This is a genomic window from Nocardioides humilatus, from assembly GCF_008373755.1.
In the GTDB taxonomy this organism is placed as follows: domain Bacteria; phylum Actinomycetota; class Actinomycetes; order Propionibacteriales; family Nocardioidaceae; genus Nocardioides; species Nocardioides humilatus.
Map to the genome: position 1 here is coordinate 1174810 of NZ_VUJV01000003.1, position 20585 is coordinate 1195394.

At 68.5% G+C, this 20585-nt stretch carries 25 protein-coding genes and 1 tRNA gene; 9 read left to right on the top strand and 17 right to left on the bottom strand.

The features are described from left to right. Nucleotides 1–2 precede the first annotated feature (2 nt). From F0U44_RS13395 to rplJ, 5 genes are all read right to left on the bottom strand, one after another. Entirely contained in the window at nt 3–830 is an 828-nt protein-coding gene (locus tag F0U44_RS13395; RefSeq protein WP_149728758.1) for an MlaE family ABC transporter permease, read from the bottom strand. 13 nt (nt 831–843) lie between these two features. Beyond that, nucleotides 844–1626 (bottom strand): MlaE family ABC transporter permease, encoded by a 783-nt coding sequence (locus tag F0U44_RS13400; RefSeq protein ID WP_149728759.1) that lies wholly within the window; start codon nt 1624–1626, stop codon nt 844–846. A 9-nt stretch (nt 1627–1635) separates the two neighbouring features. Continuing rightward, nucleotides 1636–2601 carry an ABC transporter ATP-binding protein gene (locus F0U44_RS13405; protein WP_149728760.1) on the bottom strand — a complete coding sequence of 322 codons (966 nt, stop codon included), beginning with the start codon at nt 2599–2601 and terminating at the stop codon, nt 1636–1638. Nucleotides 2602–2801: 200 nt separating this feature from the next. Beyond that, nucleotides 2802–3194, bottom strand: coding sequence for a 50S ribosomal protein L7/L12 (rplL, locus tag F0U44_RS13410; RefSeq protein WP_149728761.1), 393 nt, complete (start codon nt 3192–3194; stop codon nt 2802–2804). Nucleotides 3195–3272: 78 nt separating this feature from the next. After that, entirely contained in the window at nt 3273–3968 is a 696-nt protein-coding gene (gene rplJ / locus F0U44_RS13415) for a 50S ribosomal protein L10 (protein ID WP_149728762.1), read from the bottom strand. A 297-nt stretch (nt 3969–4265) separates the two neighbouring features. Between rplJ and F0U44_RS13420 the strand changes: the two genes are divergently transcribed. Next, on the top strand, nt 4266–5549 hold the full coding sequence (locus F0U44_RS13420) for an aspartate aminotransferase type Ic (RefSeq protein ID WP_149728763.1): 1284 nt from the start codon (nt 4266–4268) through the stop codon (nt 5547–5549). Here the strand turns inward: F0U44_RS13420 and F0U44_RS23740 are convergent. From F0U44_RS23740 to F0U44_RS13440, 5 genes are read right to left on the bottom strand one after another with little or no spacing between them, the layout of a single operon-like run. Continuing rightward, on the bottom strand, nt 5546–5674 hold the full coding sequence (locus tag F0U44_RS23740) for a hypothetical protein (RefSeq protein WP_281292633.1): 129 nt from the start codon (nt 5672–5674) through the stop codon (nt 5546–5548). The two genes, F0U44_RS13420 and F0U44_RS23740, sit on opposite strands and share 4 nt — an antisense overlap. Then, nucleotides 5661–6680, bottom strand: a complete 1020-nt coding sequence (locus F0U44_RS13425) for a TIGR00180 family glycosyltransferase (protein WP_149728764.1) — start codon at nt 6678–6680, stop codon at nt 5661–5663. Before F0U44_RS13425 ends, F0U44_RS23740 begins: the two co-directional genes overlap by 14 nt. 5 nt (nt 6681–6685) lie before the next feature. Continuing rightward, complete coding sequence (locus F0U44_RS13430) at nt 6686–7462, bottom strand: sulfotransferase domain-containing protein (RefSeq protein WP_149728765.1); 777 nt, start codon at nt 7460–7462, stop codon at nt 6686–6688. Next, nucleotides 7459–8118, bottom strand: coding sequence for a sialate O-acetylesterase (locus F0U44_RS13435; protein ID WP_149728766.1), 660 nt, complete (start codon nt 8116–8118; stop codon nt 7459–7461). Before F0U44_RS13435 ends, F0U44_RS13430 begins: the two co-directional genes overlap by 4 nt. 5 nt (nt 8119–8123) lie before the next feature. Next, complete coding sequence (locus F0U44_RS13440) at nt 8124–9953, bottom strand: TylF/MycF/NovP-related O-methyltransferase (RefSeq protein WP_149728767.1); 1830 nt, start codon at nt 9951–9953, stop codon at nt 8124–8126. Nucleotides 9954–10143: 190 nt separating this feature from the next. On the opposite strand from F0U44_RS13440, the gene rfbF reads away from it, so the two are divergent. Genes rfbF through F0U44_RS13470 form a run of 6 tightly spaced genes read left to right on the top strand, consistent with a single transcriptional unit; the run spans nt 10144 to nt 14709 of the window. Next, on the top strand, nt 10144–10914 hold the full coding sequence (gene rfbF / locus F0U44_RS13445) for a glucose-1-phosphate cytidylyltransferase (protein ID WP_149728768.1): 771 nt from the start codon (nt 10144–10146) through the stop codon (nt 10912–10914). 11 nt (nt 10915–10925) lie between these two features. Continuing rightward, on the top strand, nt 10926–12008 hold the full coding sequence (rfbG, locus tag F0U44_RS13450; protein WP_149728769.1) for a CDP-glucose 4,6-dehydratase: 1083 nt from the start codon (nt 10926–10928) through the stop codon (nt 12006–12008). Further along, entirely contained in the window at nt 12008–12559 is a 552-nt protein-coding gene (locus tag F0U44_RS13455; RefSeq protein ID WP_149728770.1) for a dTDP-4-dehydrorhamnose 3,5-epimerase family protein, read from the top strand. The genes rfbG and F0U44_RS13455 overlap by 1 nt, the downstream gene beginning before the upstream one ends. Then, complete coding sequence (locus F0U44_RS13460; protein ID WP_149728771.1) at nt 12556–13047, top strand: acyltransferase; 492 nt, start codon at nt 12556–12558, stop codon at nt 13045–13047. The genes F0U44_RS13455 and F0U44_RS13460 overlap by 4 nt, the downstream gene beginning before the upstream one ends. Next, nucleotides 13044–13871, top strand: coding sequence for an NAD-dependent epimerase/dehydratase family protein (locus F0U44_RS13465; protein WP_149728772.1), 828 nt, complete (start codon nt 13044–13046; stop codon nt 13869–13871). Before F0U44_RS13460 ends, F0U44_RS13465 begins: the two co-directional genes overlap by 4 nt. 43 nt (nt 13872–13914) lie before the next feature. Further along, on the top strand, nt 13915–14709 hold the full coding sequence (locus F0U44_RS13470) for a cephalosporin hydroxylase family protein (protein WP_149728773.1): 795 nt from the start codon (nt 13915–13917) through the stop codon (nt 14707–14709). 79 nt (nt 14710–14788) lie between these two features. On the opposite strand, the gene rplA is transcribed toward F0U44_RS13470, so the two are convergent. The 5 genes from rplA to F0U44_RS13495 all read right to left on the bottom strand — a co-directional run bounded on the left by rplA (nt 14789) and on the right by F0U44_RS13495 (nt 17390). Further along, entirely contained in the window at nt 14789–15505 is a 717-nt protein-coding gene (gene rplA / locus F0U44_RS13475) for a 50S ribosomal protein L1 (protein ID WP_149728774.1), read from the bottom strand. Nucleotides 15506–15563: 58 nt separating this feature from the next. Beyond that, complete coding sequence (rplK, locus tag F0U44_RS13480; RefSeq protein WP_149728775.1) at nt 15564–15992, bottom strand: 50S ribosomal protein L11; 429 nt, start codon at nt 15990–15992, stop codon at nt 15564–15566. Nucleotides 15993–16085: 93 nt separating this feature from the next. Beyond that, nucleotides 16086–16970: a transcription termination/antitermination protein NusG gene (gene nusG / locus F0U44_RS13485; protein WP_149728776.1), complete on the bottom strand. Its 885-nt coding sequence runs from the start codon at nt 16968–16970 to the stop codon at nt 16086–16088. Nucleotides 16971–17011: 41 nt separating this feature from the next. Beyond that, nucleotides 17012–17272: a preprotein translocase subunit SecE gene (gene secE, locus F0U44_RS13490; protein ID WP_149728777.1), complete on the bottom strand. Its 261-nt coding sequence runs from the start codon at nt 17270–17272 to the stop codon at nt 17012–17014. 45 nt (nt 17273–17317) lie between these two features. Next, nucleotides 17318–17390 (bottom strand) — tRNA-Trp (locus tag F0U44_RS13495). A gap of 178 nt (nt 17391–17568) precedes the next feature. On the opposite strand from F0U44_RS13495, the gene F0U44_RS13500 reads away from it, so the two are divergent. Next, the gene (locus F0U44_RS13500; RefSeq protein WP_149728778.1) at nt 17569–18588 is read left to right on the top strand and encodes an adenosine deaminase; all 1020 of its coding nucleotides are present in this window, start codon (nt 17569–17571) and stop codon (nt 18586–18588) included. On the opposite strand, the gene F0U44_RS13505 is transcribed toward F0U44_RS13500, so the two are convergent. Further along, nucleotides 18585–18965 (bottom strand): DUF4873 domain-containing protein, encoded by a 381-nt coding sequence (locus tag F0U44_RS13505; RefSeq protein ID WP_149728779.1) that lies wholly within the window; start codon nt 18963–18965, stop codon nt 18585–18587. The genes F0U44_RS13500 and F0U44_RS13505 overlap by 4 nt on opposite strands. After that, complete coding sequence (locus F0U44_RS13510) at nt 18962–19876, bottom strand: AurF N-oxygenase family protein (protein ID WP_149728780.1); 915 nt, start codon at nt 19874–19876, stop codon at nt 18962–18964. The genes F0U44_RS13505 and F0U44_RS13510 overlap by 4 nt, the downstream gene beginning before the upstream one ends. A gap of 93 nt (nt 19877–19969) precedes the next feature. On the opposite strand from F0U44_RS13510, the gene F0U44_RS13515 reads away from it, so the two are divergent. Beyond that, entirely contained in the window at nt 19970–20584 is a 615-nt protein-coding gene (locus F0U44_RS13515) for a TetR/AcrR family transcriptional regulator (protein WP_188113472.1), read from the top strand. Nucleotide 20585 lies beyond the last annotated feature (1 nt).

Consider the following 20585-nt stretch of genomic DNA (forward strand, 5'->3'; position numbering starts at 1 on the left):
CGTCACCCTGCCAATCTGACAGTGGTGGACGCGCCCCAGATCGCCATCGACAAGAAGAGGTCGATCACGTTGATGGCCACGATGCTCGTGCGGACGGCGCGACCCACCGCGACACCCACGCCAGCAGGACCGCCGGACGCCGTGTAGCCGTGGTAGCAGTGGATGAGGATGACGACCACCGAGAAGATGAGGACCTTCCCGAACGACCACAAGACGTCGCCGGGCGGTAGGAACTGATTGAAGTAATGGTCGTAGGTGCCGGACGACTGCCCGTAGTAGGTCGTCACGACCAACCGGCTCGCGACGTAGGACGACAGCAGGCCGACCACGTAGAGCGGGACGATCGCGACCAGTCCAGCGACGACGCGGGTGGCGACGAGGAAGCGCATCGAGGGGATCGCCATCACCTCGAGGGCGTCGACCTCCTCGGAGATCCGCATGGCGCCGAGCTGAGCGGTGAAGCCGCAGCCGACCGTCGCCGCCAACGCGATGCCAGCGACGAGGGGCGCGATCTCACGGGTGTTGAAGTAGGCCGACACGAACCCGGCGAATGCTGCCGTGCCGAGCTGGTTGAGGGCCGCGTAGCCGGAGAGCCCGACCTGGGCGCCGGTGAAGAACGTCATGCCGAGGATGACGCCGACGGTGCCGCCGATGACTGCGAGCGCGCCCGAGCCGAGGGTCACCTCGGCCAGGAGCCGCAGGATCTCGCGCGGGTAGTGCGCGATCGTGCGCGGCACCGCTGCGACGACGCGGATGTAGAAAGCAAGCTCGTGCCCGAGGGTGTCGAGACCCTTGAGCGGCCGTTCGTAGATCGCCTTTGCGTTTGCCATGTCCTCGTCCCCGCTAACCGGTCTTCGGCGGGACTACCTGCAGGTAGACCGTGCTGAGGATGAAGTTGACGACGAACAGGAGGAGGAACGTGATGACGACGGACTCGTTGACGGCGTCACCGACGCCCTTCGGGCCACCGGCGGCGTTCATGCCCTTGTAGGCCGCGACGACCGCTGCGATGAGCCCGAAGACGAGCGCCTTGATCATGCCGATCCACACATCGGGCAACTGTGCCAGCGCCGTGAAGCTGGCGAGGTAGGAGCCCGGCGTGCCGTCTTGGAGGATCACGTTGAAGACATAGCCACCGGCGACACCGACGACGCTCACCATGCCGTTGAGGAACACCGCGACGAGCATGCAGGCAAGCACGCGAGGCGCGACCAGGCGCTGGATCGGGTCGATGCCGAGCACCATCATCGCGTCGAGCTCTTCACGGATCTTCCGTGCCCCGAGGTCGGCCGCGATGGCCGAGCCGCCGGCGCCGGCGATCAGGAGCGCCGTCGCGATGGGTCCCGCTTGCTGGATGACCGCGAGCACGGACGCGGACCCGGTAAAGGACTGCGCGCCGAACTGCTTGATCAGGCCACCCACCTGGAGCGCGATGACCGCTCCGAACGGGATCGCCACCAGTGCGGTGGGGATGATGGTGACCGACGCGATGAACCAGGCCTGCTGAAGGAACTCACGCAGCTGGAAAGGGCGTCGGAACAGCCCTCGACCCACGTCGAGCCCGAAGGCGAAGAGCTTGCCTGCGGTTCCGACCGGCGCGAGGACCCGAGCGGCCGTGGATGACATCGGTCGCGGTCAGGCCTGCTGCTGCGAGCCGCTGGCGTGCTCGGCTTCTCGGGTGAACGATCCCGGGGGCGGCGTGATGCCGTTGACCCGGCACCACTCGCCCGGCGGACGCTGGGCACGACGCGGGATGCCGTTGGACGGCTCGAGCTGGAGCGGGATCGGCGGCAGCGGCGGCAGGTCCATGTCCTTCTCCGCAGCCAGCTGGTCGGCGTCCTTCTCCTCGGACATGCCGATCGGACCCACGGTCTGGGCGTTGAGGAACTGACGCACCACCGGCTCGTCGGAGGACAGCAGCATCTCGCGCGGGCCATACATGGCCAGGTGCTTGTGGTAGAGCAGACCGATCTGGTCGGGCACCACCCGGACGCTGTGGACGTCGTGGGTGACGATCAGGAAGGTCGCGTCGATCTGCGCGTTGAGGTCGACGAAGAGCTGGTTGATGAACGAGGTGCGCACCGGGTCCAGACCCGAGTCGGGCTCGTCGATCAGGAGGATCTCGGGGTCGAGCACCAGGGCGCGGGCCAGGCCGGCACGCTTGCGCATACCGCCGGAGATCTCACCGGGGAGCTTGAACTCCGCGCCGAGCAGACCGACGAGGTCCATCTTCTCCATGACGATGTCGCGGATCTCCGACTCCGACTTGCGCGTGTGCTCGCGCAGCGGGAAGGCCACGTTGTCGTAGAGGTTCATCGAGCCGAACATCGCGCCGTCCTGGAACAGCACGCCGAACAGCTTGCGGACCTCGTAGAGCTCCTTCTCGGAGCAGGAGGCGATGTCGGTGCCCTCGATGAGGATCGAGCCCTCGTCGGGCTTGATGAGGCCGATGAGCGCCTTGAGGAAGACGGACTTGCCCGTGCCGGACGGGCCGAGCATGACCGAGATCTCGCCAGCCGGAAGCGTCAGTGAGACGCCTTTCCAGATGAGCTGCTTGCCGAACTGCTTCGACAAGTTCGTCACTGTGACATCGACGCCCATGCGCTGACCTCTTCCTGATTTCGTGCAACCCACCGACTGGTCGCGAGGGAACAACGCGACCGCGTGGCGCACGTTACGCGGTATCCGTGTCGCACGTCACGCTGTCTCGCCAAACCGAGACGTGGTTTGACGGTGGCCCGTGAAATGTAAAGAGGCGGGCCCCCGTCCGGGGACCCGCCTCTTCAGGTACTACGCAGAGGTCACTTGAGGGTGACGGTGGCGCCGGCGGCCTCGAGGGCCTCCTTCGCCTTCTCAGCGGCGTCCTTGGCGACCTTCTCGAGGATGGCCTTCGGGGCGCTCTCAACGAGGTCCTTCGCCTCCTTCAGACCGAGCGAGGTCAGGGCGCGCACCTCCTTGATCACGTTGATCTTCTTGTCGCCAGCGGCCTCGAGGACGACGTCGAACTCGTCCTGGGCGGCAGCGTCGTCGCCACCCGCAGCGGCACCGCCGGCGGCGGGAGCAGCGGCAACGGCGACCGGGGCGGCGGCGGTGACGCCGAAGGTCTCCTCGAACTGCTTCACGAACTCGGAGAGCTCGATGAGGGTCATCTCCTTGAACGCGTCAAGCAGCTCGTCGGTGGTGAGCTTCGCCATGATGGCGTTTCCTTCCGTTGGTGGCCCGGCCGCACGTGCGGCCGAACCGGGTTTCAGGTGGTGGTGTGTCGAAGCCGATCAGGCTTCGGTGGTGTCGCCCTCGTCGGAGGCAGCCTCGGCGGCGGGCTCCTCAGGAGCCGCCTCCTCGGCGGGGGCCTCGTCAGTGGGGGCCTCGTCAGCGGCAGCCTCGACGGCGTCGGCTTCGGGGGCCTCCTCGGCGGCGACCGGCGTGCCGGCACCACCTGCGAGGATCGAGGGGTCCTCAGCGGCCTTCGCCTCGAGTGCACCCGCGAGGCGGGCGACCTGAGCGAGCGGCGCGTTGAGGAGGTAGACGGCCTGGCTGAGCGAAGCGAGCATCGCGCCCGCCAGCTTGCCCATCAGGACCTCACGCGACTCGAGATCGGCCAGCTTGGCGATCTCGGCCGAGTCGAGGGCCTTGCCGTCGAGAACTCCACCCTTGATGACAAGGGCGGGGTTGGCCTTGGCAAAGTCACGCAGACCCTTCGCGGCCTCGACGACGTCGCCCGTGATGAAGGCGATCGCGGTCGGGCCGTTGAGGAGCTCGTCGAAGCTCTCGATCCCCGCCTCCTTGGCGGCGATCTTGGCCAGCGTGTTCTTGACCACGGCGTAGTTGGCGTTCTCGCCGAGGGAGCGCCGCAGGTCCTGCAGCTGCTTCACGGTGAGACCGCGGTACTCGGTCAGCACAGCACCGGCGGCGTCACTGAACGAATCAGCGATCTCCGCGACGGCGGCCTGCTTGTCTGCCCGCGCCATGGGTCTCCTTCCGGATGTGACCTCCAGCTGAAGGACCCGGGAAATGACTGACGCCCTGAGCGCAGGCGCTCAGGGCGTGGACACCGGCCGCGCACGAGGCGCCACCACTGGTCATGCTCTGATCCCCTGCGCAGGCCATCCGCTCTCACGGAACCTTCGGTCAGGGCTGAGGCAGCCCGGACAACCGGCGGTCTTTAGGTTTCGACGAGCAGCGTACGGCGGCCCGACGTAGGACTCCAAATCCCGACGGCGAAACCCGGTACGGACGGCGCAGGTGGCACTGGCACGATTGTCCCCGTGACCCAGCCCGCACAGCCGCTGACCGACCTCACCCCCGACCAGCTCGCCGAGCGCCTCACCGCGCTGCGCGCTGACTACGCAGCCCTGCAGGCCAAGGGGCTCAAGCTCGACCTCACGCGGGGCAAGCCGGGCGCCGATCAGCTCGACCTGTCCGACGGGCTGCTCGGCCTGCCGACGTCGACCAAGGACCGGGCCGGCACCGACGTGCGCAACTACGGCGGGCTCGACGGTCTCGTCGAGCTGCGCGAGATCTTCGCCGACCTGCTCGGCGTCGACGTGGCCCAGGTCGTCGCCGGCGGCAACTCCAGCCTCACGATGATGTATCAGGTGGTCAGCTGGCTGCTGTCCCACGGCGGGCCGGACTCCCCGCGACCATGGTCGCAGGAGGAGACGGTCAAGTTCATCTGCCCGGTACCGGGCTACGACCGCCACTTCACGATGCTCGCCGAGCTCGGCATCGAGATGGTCACCGTGCCGATGCACGCGGACGGCCCGGACGTGCCTGCGGTGCGGGCGCTCGTCGAGGACCCATCGGTCAAGGGCATGTGGCTCGTCCCGACCTACGCCAACCCGACCGGCGCGGTCTGCTCGACCGAGGTGGCCGCCGAGCTGATGGCGATGCCGACCGCGGCGCCCGACTTCCGCATCCTCTGGGACAACGCCTACGCCGTGCACCACCTCACCGACGTCGAGACCAAGAGCGCCGACGCGCTGGCCCTGGCCTCGGCCTCCGGTCACCCCAACCGTCCGATCATGTTCGCCTCGACCTCGAAGATCACCTTCGCCGGCGCCGGCGTGGCCGTCATCGCCGCCTCGCCGGAAAACAAGGAGTGGTACCTCAAGCGCCTCTCCTTCGCCTCCATCGGGCCCGACAAGATCAATCAGCTGCGCCACGTGGAGTTCTTCGGCGACGCCGACGGCGTACGGGCACACATGCGCAAGCACCGCGACCTCATCGCGCCGAAGTTCGCCGCGGTCCAGGACGCACTGACATCCCGCCTCGACGGCCTCGGCATCGCGACGTGGAGCAAGCCCACCGGCGGCTACTTCGTCGACCTCGACGTCCTCGACGGTACGGCGACGCGGGTCGTCCAGCTCGCCAAGGAGGCCGGCATCGCGCTCACGCCTGCCGGCTCGGCGTTCCCGCACGGCAACGACCCCGACGACCGCAACATCCGGCTCGCGCCGACCTTCCCGGTGCTCGCCGAGGTCGAGGCGGCGATGGCCGGGGTCGCGGTGTGTGCGGAGCTCGCGGCGACCGAGAAGCTCGCGGGCGCCTAGGAGCTCTCGACCGGCAGCAGGTCGGGGAAGCTCAGCTCGATCCGCAGGCCCAGGTCGGCCATCAGCTCGGGGCCACCCGGGGTCCACGGCAGCGGGCGGCCGTTGGGAAGCTCAGAGGGTGCCATAGACGGCCTCCTCCCCCGCGTTGTCGGTCGACGTCAGCGTCGCCTGCACGTTGGCGGCGATGAACGCCAGCTTGTCAGCGTATTTGGCTCGCTCGGCAGTGCCTTCGGTGAAGAGCTCGGCGATCTTGTCGCGGGCGTCGGCCATCTCGGGGGTGTTGTAGGGATAGGTGTCGGCGAAGCCCTGCAGACGGAAGGGCGGGTGGCCCACGACACCGCCGAGTCGACGGGCGATCACGCTGCCGACCACCTCGGTGGCGTCGTCGAAGTCGTGGCCGGCCGCGACCACGCGCTTGACCAGGTGGTCGTTGAGGTCGAGCACCTTGCTGGCGTTACGGAGGTAGGCGAGCCCGTCCTCGGGCCGGTAGTAGCTGTGCACCTCGTTGCGGGTGCAGAGGAACGCGAACTCGGGCACGCTCACGAACTTGCCGTGGATCAGGTCCATCAGCCCCACGGCGAGGTCGAAGAAGCTGGTCGAGGTCCAGGTCTGCAGGAACTGGTAGCGCTCGACGAGCAGCTCGCGTCGCGCGACGCCGTAGGACGTGGTGAACGGGAAGGCACCGAAGAGCAGCAGCCGGTCGGCCACGTCGTCGGTCGTGATGTCGCGGACCGCGTCGAGGCGGGCGATGGACGACTTCACCGAGTTGATGTTGATGTGGATCAGGTGGCCGCCGGCGAAGGATGCGCCGGGGGTCTCGGCGAGTCGGCGCTCGGCCAGCTCGAGGGTCTCGAGGATCGGGTAGTCGTCGTCGGCGTTCATGGTGATGAACTCGTCGTCGATCGAGTCCAGGACGAGCGAGAGTCGCTCGAAGAGGCCGATCTCCTCGTCGTAGGCCCGGTAGTCGATCCGGGTCGACAACGAGGCGACGTAGGCCTCGTTCTGCTGCTGGAACTCGGGCGTGCTGCCGTCGGCGACCAAGATGTCGGCCTCGGGGTAGAAGCGGGCGAGGTATTCGAGCAGACCACGCAGCGAGGTGGGTCGGTTGCGCGTGGGGATGAGGATCTTCACGACTGCTATTTCACCCCGATGGGGGTGAAGTCGACGTCGGGGTAGTAGGCGCAGAACGTGCGGACCCGCTCGTGCATCTCGTCGGTCAGCACGTCACCGCGTCCGGCGCCGCCGACGTTCTTGCGCGTCTTGTCGCCGCCCTGGATCTGCTCGAGGGCGGCCGCGAAGACCTCCTCGTCCCAACCGAGCTTGCCGAACCTCGCGATCCGGCGCACCTCGCGCGCGGGGTCGGCGATGAGGTCCTCGTAGGTCATCAGCAAGCGGTGCTCGGCCTTCCACCAGCTGACGTAGAAGTGGATGTACCAGGGGATCGCCATGTCGACGAGGAAGCCGTGCATCTGGTCCTCGGGCCAGGCGAGCATGTCCTCGTCGACGTAGGCGGCGGCGGTGTAAGGGGCGCTCTTGACCACGTGGTCGCGCAGCGAGACCACGATGTCGTAGATGTTGCGCACCAAGAAGACGGGCACCAGCTCGTAGGCCTCGACCAGCTTCTGGGTCTCGTGGTTGTGCTTCACGTGGTGCTGCGCGACGAACCCTCGCGGGCGCGACGGCGCACTGATCGTGCCGCGCACGAACGCGTCGCGCAGCGTGTCGGTGGCCGCGAACGCCCGCTTGATCTGGGCTTCGTCGAGCTCCTGCTCACGCCGGAAGTAGGACGGCACCAGGTGCTCGCGCCGGATGCCCGGCAGTCCGGCGACGAGCGAGGACAAGAAGGTCGACCCGCTCTTGGGCATGCAGGCGATCAGGACCGCCTTGCTCTTCGGGGGTTGGGGAGCATTCACGAGGCAGCCTCCGGCGCCGTCTGCAGCAGCGTGTCGACCAGAAGGTCGGCGAACTGCTCCAGCCCGGCATCGTTGAAGTGCGTGTCGTCACGGCGCAACTCTGGACCGAACGAGTCGAGGTAGGGGCCCTCCACCCCGAGCGGCAGCGAGGCGGCCAGCTTGGCCTGAGCCTCGATGACGTCGGGGTTGGTCACGCCCATCCGGTAGGAGGACCGGCAGATGATCCACGGGACGACACCGACCACGTCGGTCACGCCCTCGTAGAGCTGGAGGAACATGGCGGTGTAGTCGGCCGTCGAAGTCTCGAGCAGCGTGTCCTTCTCGCCCTGCTGCCACACGACATGGGTGACGCCCTCGCCGTCACCGGCAGCGAACCGCTCGGCGAGTGCGGTGAAGCACTTCGCGCCCGGCAGCCACTCGGCGATCGAGGTCGCACCGACCGCAGCGAGCGTGAGGCGCAACGAACCAGGCCAGGACTGTCCGGCGAGCCGGTCAGCCACGCGTGGCCACACGCTGCCGTCGGGGCCGGTGCCGCCGCGGACGGGGTCGCTCAACGGGTAGAGCTCTCCGTTGACCAGCGCCTCCCCGAACTCCGAGGCCCCCGCCGTGCCGCAGTGGTTGGCGAGGTTGGACTGGCCGATGGCCAGGATGTGCATGTGTCTCAAGCTCCCTTGGGGGGTTTGTAAACGATTCCCTGGCACGTCGGGAGCATCATGATCTCGACGCCGAGGGAGGCGGCCACCTCATCCAGGGCGCGGCGCTGCGCCCGGTGTCGTGGGAAGCCGTAGTCATCGAACACCACCGGAGCCCCCGGTGAGAGGAAGTTCCAGAAGAACTTGAAGGCCTCCACCTCCGGATAGGCGGCGTTCATGTCGATGTGGAGGTAGGCGACCTTCGTGCCGGTGTAGGCCGACAGGGTCTCGGGGACCATCCCCTCGACGATCCGGGCGTAGGGCTTGTCGGCGAAGTTGGCGCGCGCGACATCGGCCACGTCGGGGTAGCGGTCCTCGATCGGTGCCGGCTCGTCGGGCAGCAGCTGCTCGGGCACGATGCCGTGGAACGTGTCGAAGAGGTAGAAGGTGCGACCCTCGAAGGCCTCGTCGCCCAGGTAGGCCATGACAGCCCGGGCGGTGCCGCCGGTGTCGACCCCGCACTCGACGAAGTCACCCTCGACGTGGCGGGCAGCAGCGGCCGACTTGACCAGCGTCTGCACCCGCCACCGGATGTCGCGCCCCCACGCAGAGATGCTCTTGGCCTCCGCATAGGCCTTGGCGAAGACGGGGTCGTCCAACCAGGCCGGCTCGGCCATGGACACGCAGGCGTCCTCGGCGCTCAGCGCGAAGCGTGCGACCCGGGCGAGCTCGACCAGCTGACCCTCGCCCGTGTCGTTCTCGATCGCCGCCGCGAGGTCGCGGGCGACCTCCGCCTCCACGCCCCGGCGTCCCAGGAGCGTCGCGAGCTCGCTGCCGAGGAGGTGGTCGTCGGGCGCGGCACTGGTCCAGTGCCGCAACAACGAGAGGAGCTTGTCGTCGCCACTGTCGACCAGGTCGACCAGATCGCGGATCCGCACGCCGGAGACCGGCACGTCCGCGCCGGTGTAGCGCTCCATGAGGAGGCCGACCAGGTTGACCAGGTCGACGCGGTAGCCGGCCACGCGCAGGAGACGACGCACCGGCTCGCGAGCGTCGAAGTCGTGGTGGGTGACCTCGACGAGCGGCACCAGGTCGCCGACCTTGAGTCCGCTCTCGGCCAGCTCCGGGTCGCCGTAACGCTCGATCAGCGAGGCGATCAGCTGGGCCAGGTCGGCCTTGTAGCCGCCGGCCCGCAGCGCGCGACGCACCGCCTCCTGGACGTCGAGCTCCTCCTCGGGCGGCGGGTCGATCGCGGCCAGCACCCGACGGCGTACGTCGACGGGGTAGCCGGCCTTCGCGAGGAGCGCAGCGATGCCCGGGGCGTCGAGAGCGACCTCCTCCTGCGGCTCGAGCGCGGCAGCGACCGCCCGCACGGCGGTGGGGGGATATCCAGCGATCTTGAGGACCCGCTTGATCGCATCGAGCGGCTCGAGGCCCTCCACCATGCTCGCCAGGTCCCGCACCTGGATGCCGTCGGCCGGGGTCGCGGAGCCGTACTTCTCCAGCAGCGTCACGACCAGCCGCGACAGGTCCGCGGGGTAGCCCGCAGCCTTGAGCGCGCGCGGGATCGCGGCCCGCTGGGTGTTGGCGTGGGACGCCCCGTCGATCAGCGAGACCAGGTCGCGGACCGGGATGCCGGCGCGCGCGGCGGTCGTCGGATCGCCGTACTGCTCCAGGACGGCCAGTACTAGTCGGGTCACGTCGGCCGGGTAGCCGGCCGCCATCAGGAAACGCCGGATCGGCTTCTCCAGGCTGGCGGCACTGACGCCGTCCTGCTCAGCCCAGACCGCTGCTCCCAGGCTCGTCAGAGCCGACTGGAGCTCCTGCCTCCGCTCGAGATCAAACCCCTCTGTCGCCATATTGACAACGATCCTTGCTGACGGATCTGGCATCGTCAACCGAGTCCGCAGCGCGTCGCGACCGTGGGCGAAACACCAGTGAAATCAAGCGTTTCCCTCACTGGTTGCCACTGTTTTCCGAACGAGCCGACCCCGCAAACACCCTGTAGTACTGTCCCCGTTTGCACACCCGCCGACGAGGAGCAGATTCGTGAAAGCCGTGATCCTGGCCGGAGGCCTCGGCACGAGGATCTCCGAGGAGACGAACACCAAGCCCAAGCCGATGGTCCAGATCGGCGGTCGCCCGATCATCTGGCACATCATGAAGCTCTACTCGCACCACGGGATCAACGACTTCATCATCTGCTGCGGTTACAAGGGCTACGTGATCAAGGAGTACTTCGCCAACTACGCCCTGCACATGTCGAACGTGACGTTCAACATGGCCAGCGGTGAGATGACGGTGCACGAGCAGCGCGCGGAGCCGTGGACCGTGACCCTGGTCGACACGGGCGAGGACACCATGACCGGTGGCCGCCTGCGCCGGGTCCGCGACCACCTCGACGACGACGAGCCCTTCGCGTTCACCTACGGCGACGGCCTCACCGACGCCGACCTGACCGACGAGCTCGCCTTCCACGCCAAGCACGGCAAGCAGGCCACCGTGCTGGCCGTGGAGCCCCCGGGGCGCTACGGGGCGCTCGAGATGGACGGCGACGCGGTCTCCGGCTTCATGGAGAAGCCGCAGGGCGGCACCCACATCAACGGCGGCTACTTCATCCTCCAGAAGTCGGTCATCGACCTCATCGAGGGCGATCACACCGTCTGGGAGCGCGAACCGCTCGAGCACCTCGCCAACGGCGGCGAGCTGATGGCCTACCACCACGACGGGTGGTGGCAACCGATGGATACCCTGCGCGAGAAGCTCATGCTCGAGGAGCGCTGGGACCGGGGCACTGCCCCTTGGAAGAAGTGGGACTGACGCACGTAATGATGCCTTCGCCTGATTTCTGGAAGGGCCGTCGCGTCTTCCTGACCGGTCACACCGGCTTCAAGGGGTGCTGGACCAGCCTGTGGCTGGAGAAGCTCGGCGCCACGGTGTCGGGCTACTCGCTCGCGCCCAACCACGAGCCCGCGCTCTTCGACCTGCTCGCGCCCTTCGGCAACGCCGAGTCGACCTACGCCAACCTCACCGAGTTCGACAAGCTGCGCGGCATCATCCACGACTTCAAGCCGTCGGTGATCTTGCACATGGCGGCGCAGCCGCTGGTCCGCGTCGCCTACGCCGACCCGCGGGAGACCTACCTCTCCAACCTGATGGGCTCGGTCAACGTCCTCGACGCGGCCAAGGACCTCGACGGCCTCGACGCGGTGCTGATGGTGACCTCCGACAAGGTCTACGCCAACTCCGACCAGGGCGTGCCCTTCGCCGAGGACGACCTCCTCGGCGGCCACGACCCCTACTCCGCCTCGAAGGCCTGCATCGAGATCGCGACTGCGAGCTACCGCGACAGCTACTTCGAGCCGCGCGGCATCCCGCTCGCGACCTCGCGGGCCGGCAACGTGATCGGCGGCGGCGACTGGTCGGTCGACCGGCTCGTCCCCGACGTCTGGCGCGCCGTCAACGCCGGCAAGCTGCCCGAGCTGCGCAACCCCGACTCGACCCGTCCGTGGCAGCACGTGCTCGAGCCGATCTCGGGTTACCTGCTCTTCCTCGAGGCGCTCGTCCAGCGCGGCAAGGCCGAGCCGAAGGCACTCAACTTCGGCCCGCTCCCCGGTGCCGCCGAGGTGACCACCGGCGAGGTGGCCGACGCGATCGCCCAGGGCCTCGGCCACGAGCACGGTTGGGCCCAGGCGCCCGGCGTGCACCCCCCGGAGAACAAGCTGCTCGCCCTCGACGCCTCGCTCGCGATGGAGTCGCTCGGCTGGTCGCCGCGCCTCGACTCCCCGACCACCCTGGAGTGGACGGCGGAGTGGTACCACGACTTCAACACCGGCGCCGACCCGCGCGCGATCACCCTCAACCAGATCGAGCGCTACGAGCAGCACCCTGCTGCCACGCTGCAGGCCAGCTGATGGAGTTCGAGAGCGTCGCGGTCGAGGGGGCCTACATCGTCCACCTCGACCCGCGGCGCGACGAGCGGGGCAGCTTCGCCCGGCTCTACTGCGTCGACGAGCTGGCCGGCGCAGGCATCGACCTGGTCCCCGTCCAGGCCAACCTGGGCAGCAGCAAGTCGCCCGGCACCCTGCGCGGACTCCACTTCCAGGTGCCGCCTCACCAGGAGGCCAAGCTCGTCCACTGCGTCGAGGGCTCGATCTTCGACGCGATCGTCGACGTACGGCCGGACTCCCCCACCTTCGGCAAGGCGGCCAGCGTCACGCTCAGCGCCGACGGTGACCGTGCCTTCTACATCCCGCCGGGCTGCGCCCACGGCTACATGACGCTCGAGCCCGACACCAAGGTCCTCTACTTCGTCGGCACCCGCTACACGCCCGACGCCGATCGTGGTCTGGCGTGGGACGACCCCGACCTCGCCATCCCGTGGCCGATGGTGCCGCAGGTGATGGTCGACCGGGACCGCGCCAACCCGCGATTCTCCGATCTGGATCCGGAGTCGCTGCGGTGACGCTCGAGTACGACCCGACCGCCCACATCTCGCCGCTGGCCGACATCGAGCGCAGCGTCCGAGGATCGCGCTACGTGATCGGCGCTCGGTCCGTGATCGACAGCTTCGTGAAGTTCAAGCCCGCCGGCGGCTCGGGCGACATCATCATCGGCGACAACTGCGTCTTCAACTCCGGTTGCGTCCTCTACTCGGGCAACGGCATCACGGTCGGCAACGCGGTCTCCGTCGCGGCCAACTGCGTCTTCGCACCCACCAACCACCAGTACGACGACCCCGACACCTTCATCCAGTCCCAGGGCTTCCGGCCCAGCAAGGGCGGGATCGTGATCGAGGACGACGTCTGGCTCGGCGCCGGATGCGTCATCCTCGATGGCGCCCACATCGGGAAGGGCGCCGTCATCGGTGCCCTGAGCCTGGTGCGCGGGGTCGTGCCGGCCTACGCGATCGCGGCGGGCAACCCCCTGACGATCCGCGGGTCCCGCCGATGAGGTTCACCGTCTTCGGAGCGACCGGCTTTATCGGTGGCGCCCTGACCGCCCACCTGCGGTCCGCCGGGCACGAGGTCCGCACCCCGTCGCGAGCCGAGATCCCCGGTCCCGACGACGACCTGGGCCACGTGGTCTACGCCATCGGGCTCACCGGCGACTTCCGCTCCCGTCCGCTCGACACCGTCGATGCCCACGTCACCGTGCTGGCCGACCGGATCCGCGCGGCCCGATTCGACTCGTGGCTCTACCTCTCCAGCACCCGGGTCTACAGCGGCATCGATGCAGCGACGGTGTCGGAAGAAACCCCGACGCTGGCCCGCCCGACCTCCGACGGCATCTACGACCTGAGCAAGCTCCTCGGCGAGGCCATCTGCGCCTCCCGCGCGGAGCCGACGGTGCGGGTCGCGCGGGTGTCCAACGTCTACGGCGCGGGCGCCCACAGCGACACCTTCCTCGGCATGCTGCTCGCCGATGTCGCCGCCGGCCGTGCCATCACGATCGGCGAGGACGCCCGGTCGTCGAAGGACTACGTCGCGATCGACGACCTGTGCCGGATGCTCACCGCGGTCGCGACCTCGGGCCGGCACCGGCTCTACAACCTCGCCAGCGGGCAGCCTGTGACCCACGGCGAGGTCGCCGAGGTCATCACGGCGCGCACCGGGATCACGGTCGACTTCGCGCCGGGCGGACCCACCCGCGCGTTCCCCACGATCGACGTCAGTCGCATCGAGTCCGAGACCGGACTCACCCCGGCGCGGCTGACCGATCGGCTCCCTGACATGCTCGCCGAGGTCGTCGGGCACCCCGCACCGTCCCACCCCTAGACCCTTCACAAGACCGCCGCACGACACGGAGAAAGGCCCGCACGTGGCAGACGCAACCAGTGACCCGATCGCCCAGTTCCAGGAGGAGCGCCGCGAGTTCGTCGACGGCTACGCCGGAGACGCCGCCTGGCAGAAGCAGTCGATCGACTGGGTGACCCGCGCCTTCGGCCAGAAGTACATGTACAACTTCGACTGGCTCGGCCGCCCGGTGATCCAGTTCCCGGCCGACATCGTCGCCTACCAGGAGGTCGTCTGGGCGGTGAAGCCCGACCTCATCATCGAGACGGGCATCGCGCACGGCGGCTCGCTGGTGCTGAGCGCCTCCCTGCTCGCCATGCTCGACTACGCCGACGCGGTCGCCGAGGGCACCACGCTCGACCCGGCCAACCCCAAGCGCAAGGTGCTCGGCGTCGACATCGACATCCGCGACCACAACCGGGCGCAGATCGAGTCCCACCCGATGAGCTCGCGGATCGAGATGTTCCAGGGCTCGTCGGTCACCGACGAGATGGCTGCGAAGGTCGCCGAGTACGCGAAGGGCTGCCAGACCGTCCTCGTCTCGCTCGACTCGATGCACACCCACGAGCACGTCGCCAAGGAGCTCGGCTACTACGCCCCGCTCGTGTCCCCCGGCAGCTACTGCCTGGTCTTCGACACCATCGTCGAGGACATGGACGACAGCGTCTTCCCCGACCGCCCCTGGTCGCAGGGCGACAACCCGAAGACGGCGGTCTGGGAGTTCCTCAAGGAGAACCCGGACTTCGAGATCGACCAGGACATCAACCAGAAGCTGCTCATCTCGGCCGTGCCGGACGGATGGCTCCGCCGCAAGGCATAGCCGCCGACGTACTGCTGAAAACGGCGAAGGCGCCGTCACCCTCGCAGGGTGGCGGCGCCTTCGGCGTTGATGCTGGAGATCAGGCGTTCTCGTCCTCGGCCGCGACGTTCTTGATGCGGTTGGGGTCGACCTGGACACCGGGGCCCATGGTCGTCGAGACGGTGACCTTCTTCAGGTAACGGCCCTTGGAGCTGGACGGCTTGAGCCGCAGCACCTCCTCGAGCGCCGCTGCGTAGTTCTCCGCCAACTGCGCCTCGGCGAACGAGGCCTTGCCGATGATGAAGTGCAGGTTGGCGTGACGGTCGACGCGGAACTCGATCTTGCCGCCCTTGATGTCGGTCACGGCCTTGGCCGGGTCCGGGGTGACCGTGCCGGTCTTCGGGTTGGGCATGAGGCCACGGGGACCGAGCACGCGGCCGAGACGACCGACCTTGCCCATCATGTCGGGGGTCGCGACGACGGCGTCGAAGTCGAGCCAGCCACCGGCCACCTTGTCGATGAGCTCGTCGCCACCGACGATGTCGGCGCCGGCCTCGCGGGCAGCCTCGGCCTTGTCGGCGTTGGCGAACACGAGGACGCGAGCCGTCTTACCGGTGCCGTGGGGCAGGTTGACGGTGCCGCGGACCATCTGGTCGGCCTTGCGCGGGTCGACGCCCAGTCGCATGACGACGTCGACGGTCTCGTCGAACTTCTTCTTGCTGGAGGCCTTGGCGATCTTGATCGCGGCCAGCGGCGCGTAGAGCTCGTTCTTGTCGAACGTCTCCGACGCGGCGCGGTAGGTCTTGCTGCGCTGCATGAGTTTTCCTTCGTTTGCAGGAGATGTGGTTAGCGAGCCAGCGCGGCTCTCCCACAGATCAGTCGGTCGTGACGCCCATCGAGCGGGCAGTGCCCTCCACGATCTTCATCGCGGCGTCGATGTCGTTGGCGTTGAGGTCAGGGAGCTTCGTCGTCGCGATCTCACGCACCTGGTCCTTGGTCAGCTTGCCGACCTTCTCCTTGTGCGGGACGCCCGAGCCCTTCTTCAGACCGGCAGCCTTCTTGATGAGCTCGGCAGCCGGCGGGGTCTTCGTGATGAAGTCGAACGAACGGTCCTCGTAGATGGTGATCTCGACGGGGATGACGTTGCCGCGCATGGACTCGGTCTGGGCGTTGTACGCCTTGCAGAAGTCCATGATGTTGACGCCGTGCGGACCGAGGGCGGTACCGACCGGCGGCGCCGGGGTGGCCGCACCGGCCTGCAGCTGCACCTTGACCAGCGCGGCGATCTTCTTCTTGGGAGGCATTCCTCTATCTCTTTCTTCTCGTGGTCATGACGAGGCCCACGTCGTGGGCCTCTGCCACCTGTTGCTCCGGCCCCGAGGGCCGGTTGTCGAACCTCAGACCTTCTGGACCTGGCTGAAGCTCAGCTCGACCGGGGTCTCCCGGCCGAAGATCTCGACCAGCGCCTTGAGTCGCTGGGACTCGGCGTTGATCTCGGTGATGGTCGCGTGCAGCGTCGCGAACGGACCGTCGACCACCATGACCGAGTCGCCCACACCGAAGTCGGCGACCTCGATCGGCTTCTTGGCGGCGGTGGCGCCGGACGCGCCGCCCGCGGCACCCGACTCGGAATCAGCGGCGGCCGGCACGACCATCGTCGGGGCGAGCATCTTCTCGACCTCGTCCATGCTCAGCGGCACCGGCTGGTGGCTGTGGCCGACGAAGCCGGTGACCGACGGGGTGTGGCGCACAGCGGCCCACGACTCGTCGGTGAGGTCCATGCGGACCAGGACGTAACCGGGCAGGACGGTCCGGCGGACCATCTTGCGCTGGCCGTTCTTGATCTCGGCGACTTCCTCGGTGGGGACCACGATCTCGTGGATGTAGTCCTCCATGTTGAGGGAGTGGATGCGGTTCTCGAGGTTGTGCTTCACCCGGTTCTCCATGCCGGAGTAGGTGTGCACCACGAACCACTCGCCGGGCTGCATGAGCAGCTCACGGCGGAAGGCCTCGAGCGGGTCGAGCTCCTCAGCGGGCTCGTCCGCGAGCTCGGTCTCGTCCTCGGTCTCGTCCACGGTCTCGAGGTCCTCAGCGACGACCTCGTCAGCCTCGGGCGCCTCGTCGGCGTCGTCGACCTCGTCGGTCAGAGCCTCGACCTCCTCGAAGGTCGACTCCTCACCCTCGGTCTCCTCGAGGGTGTCCTCGAGCTCTTCGGGGGTGGTGACGTCCTCGCCCGTCTCCGGGGCGGCGTCGTACTGCTCCGACACGTGCTGCTCCATCATTTTGCTGTTGCTGGGGTGATCCGCTGCCGACTGGCGGCGGGTCACACGTCGTCTGCGCCGGTGAAGACCGCGAAGACAAGCTTGCCCAGACCGAGGTCGAGCAGCGAGACGATCGTGATCATCACCAGCACGAAGGCCAGGACGACGAAGAAGTAGGTCGAAAGCTGTTCGCGCGTCGGCCAGACGACCTTGCGCAGCTCCGCGACCACCTGTCGGTAGAACGTCAGCGGTCCGGTGCGGCGCTCGCCGGACTTGCCGGCGTCGGACGTGCGGCCCTTCGGGGCTGCATGGGAGTCCGACACGCTGGTCACCTCTTCTGGTTCGTCTTGGTCTTACACCTGGTCTTGCAGGGCACGAGGGACTTGAACCCCCAACCTTCGGTTTTGGAGACCGATGCTCTGCCAGTTGAGCTAGTGCCCTCCGACGGCTCTCCCCTTGCCCGATCACCACGACCGGCACGGCCTCGGCACGCTCCGTGACGACCGTCACGAGGGCGCGCTTCACCATGGGGGAAATCCACCAAGGGTGGAGTCTACGCATCCTGGCCCAAGCGGGCCAAAAGCGGTCAGTACCTATCCGCGACCTACGCACGCCTACGATGACCAGCGTGCGCGACCTTCACACCCTTCCGAAGGCGCACCTCCACCTCCACTTCACCGGATCGATGCGGCACGGCACGCTCCTGGAGCTCGCCGAGCGCGACGGCATCCACCTGCCCGACGCGCTGGTGAGCGAGTGGCCGCCGCATCTGACTGCCGCCGACGAGAAGGGCTGGTTCCGCTTCCAGCGCCTCTACGACGTCGCGCGATCGGTGCTGCGCACCGAGGACGACGTACGTCGCCTGGTCCGCGAGGCCGCCGAGGACGACGTCGTCGACGGGGGCCGCTGGCTGGAGATCCAGGTCGACCCCAGCGGCTACGCAGCCCGGTTCGGTGGCATCACGGCCTTCACCGACCTGGTGCTCGACGCCGTCCGCGAGGCGAGCGCGAGCACGGGGCTGGGCATGGCCGTCGTCATCGCGGCCAACCGCACGCGCCACCCGCTCGACGCGCGCACGCTGGCCCGCCTCGCAGCGCAGTACGCCGACCGTGGCGTCGTCGGGTTCGGACTCTCCAACGACGAGCGGCGCGGATCGACCGCCGACTTCGCCTCCGCCTTCGCGATCGCCGAGCGCGCCGGGCTGGTGCTCGCCCCGCACGGCGGCGAGCTGCTCGGCCCCGAGCACATCCGGGTCTGCCTCGACACCCTCCACGCCGGCCGGTTGGGCCACGGCGTGCGCGCGGCCGAGGACCCTGACCTGCTCGCGCGGATCGTCGACGCGGGCGTCGCGCTCGAGGTGTGCCCGGTCTCCAACGTCGCTCTCGGCGTCTACTCCGACCTCACCTCGGTGCCGCTGCCCACGCTGCTGGCCGCCGGAGCGACCGTCGCGCTCGGCTCCGACGACCCCCTGCTCTTCGGGTCGCGCCTCGCCGGCCAATACGCCACGATGCGCGCCGCCCACCGCCTCAGCGACGAGCAACTGGCCGAGCTCGCCCGGATGTCGCTGCGCGCGAGCAGGGCGCCCGACGCCGTACGGACGCAGGCGGAAGCCGACATCGACGCCTGGCTGGCCTCTTAGGCCGGGAGGTCGACCTCCACCGCTTCGAGGGCGTACGGCGGCGCACCCGTGCCGTTGACCTGGACGTGGCCCCACGCGTCGTACTCAGCGAGGCGGACCGGGGCGGGCGCGTTGCCGTGGATGGCGAGCTCACCGCTCGTCGCGCCAGCGTCCTTGGCGGCGACGAGGTCGTCGGAGCGCTCGATGCGGCCGTACCAGTGGTAGCGGCCGTCGAGCGGCTCGAGATGGCCGGCCAGGTGCACCGTCACGGCGAGTACCTCGTCGCCGACGAGCAGGGTGGCGCGGCCGGCGTAGCCGTCGTCGTGCTCGGGCGGCACGAACGCCATGCCGACCGGGTGGCGTCGAGGCTTGCCGCGTCGGCGCAGTTGGGGCTTCACGCCAGGAACCCCGAGCGCTTCCAGAGGCGGCGGCTGAAGCGGGTCATCAGGCCGTTGTCCTCGAGGAAGGCGGCCAGCGGGGCGAAGCCGACCCTCGCCATCTCGAGGTGGTGCGGGTTGGCCATGGCCTCGCGGTAGGCGCGGTCGACGTCGAGCCCGGCGCGGTGGTAGATGCCGCGGTGCACCAGGCAGCGCTTCATCATGGGTCCGCCGAGACCGTGCAGGTTGGACACCAGGAACCGCTCGAGCCGCGACACGTCCTGCATCCGGTGCACGACGCCTTCGCGGGCGAACTTGATGTGGCGCGCCTCCTCGGTGACGTGGATCTTCATCAGCTGCGCGACGACCGGCTGGAGCTCGGGGTCGGTCATGATGCGGCGCTGCTGGGCGTCGAAGATCTCCTCGCCGATCAGCGCCCCCACCCACAGCAGGGAACCGTGCAGGAAGTGCGGCAACGCCGCTGCGGCGATGCGGTCGACCGGCCCCAGCCGGAACGGCTTCGCACCCATCCGGGCGATGACCTTGCCGAACATCGTCATGTGCCGGCACTCGTCGCCCATCTCGGTGAGCACGTAGTGGGCGAAGGGACCGGACGGGTCCTCCCGCATCAACTGGAGCAGGAGTCCCCGGTTGAGGATGTTCTCGAACCAGATGCCGACCGACAAGATGTTTGTCATCTCCTGCCGCGACAGCTCGATGCGCTGCTCCTCGGTCATCTCCTCCCAGTAGGCCGTGCCGTAGAGGGAGACGACCTCCTTGGGCAAGAAGTACTTCCCCTCGACGAGCGGGGCGTCCCAGTCGATCGCGACCGCGGGCTCGTAGGACCGGCGGACCGACCCGTTGATGAGGCGTTCGGCGACGGTGTCCATCGAGACGGGCGTCGTCTTCGTGCGCTCGGGCGTGGTGGTCATGCGGGGGTCCCTCCCGTGGTGGGTGGCCTCGAAGTTGTTTACGTAGAGTTTCAGTTCGTCAACGACCCGTCAAGGGGTCGTACGATGCGGGCCATGTCGAGCGTCATCCCCCTGCGGCCCGGTCCGGCCCGCCCCGACGCGGCCTCGCTGATCCGCGACCGGATCCTCGATGCCGCGACGGACTGCCTCCTCGAGGAGGGCCTCGACGCCCGACTCCACGCCGCGATCGCCGAGCGAGCCGGGATCTCGCGCCCCACCGTCTACAAGTACGTCGGCGACCAGGCCGCGATCGTCGCCGCGGTCCTCGACCGCGAGCTCGACCGGTTCTTCGGCGCGGCCGTTCCGGTGCTGCAGCGCAGCGACGACCTCCAGGCCCACCTGGTCAGCGCGATCGTCTTCGTCGTCGACTACGCCCGCGACCACGCCCTGCTCCAGAAGGCGCTCAAGGAGCACCCGGAGATCATCCTGCCGGCGCTCACGACCGAGTCCCGACCGCTCGTCGAGCGCGTGGTCGGCCTGTTCGAGGAACAGCTCGGGCGGGCACTGGGCCAGTCCTCGCCCGGCGGGCTCGACGCCCGCGCGGTCGCCGAGTGGTGCTACCGGATCGTCATCTCCCTGGCGACGACACCGACCGCGGGCCTCGACCGCGACGGCACCCGGGCCTACGTCGAGCGGCTCATCCGCCTGATGGCGCTCATCGAGGCCTGAG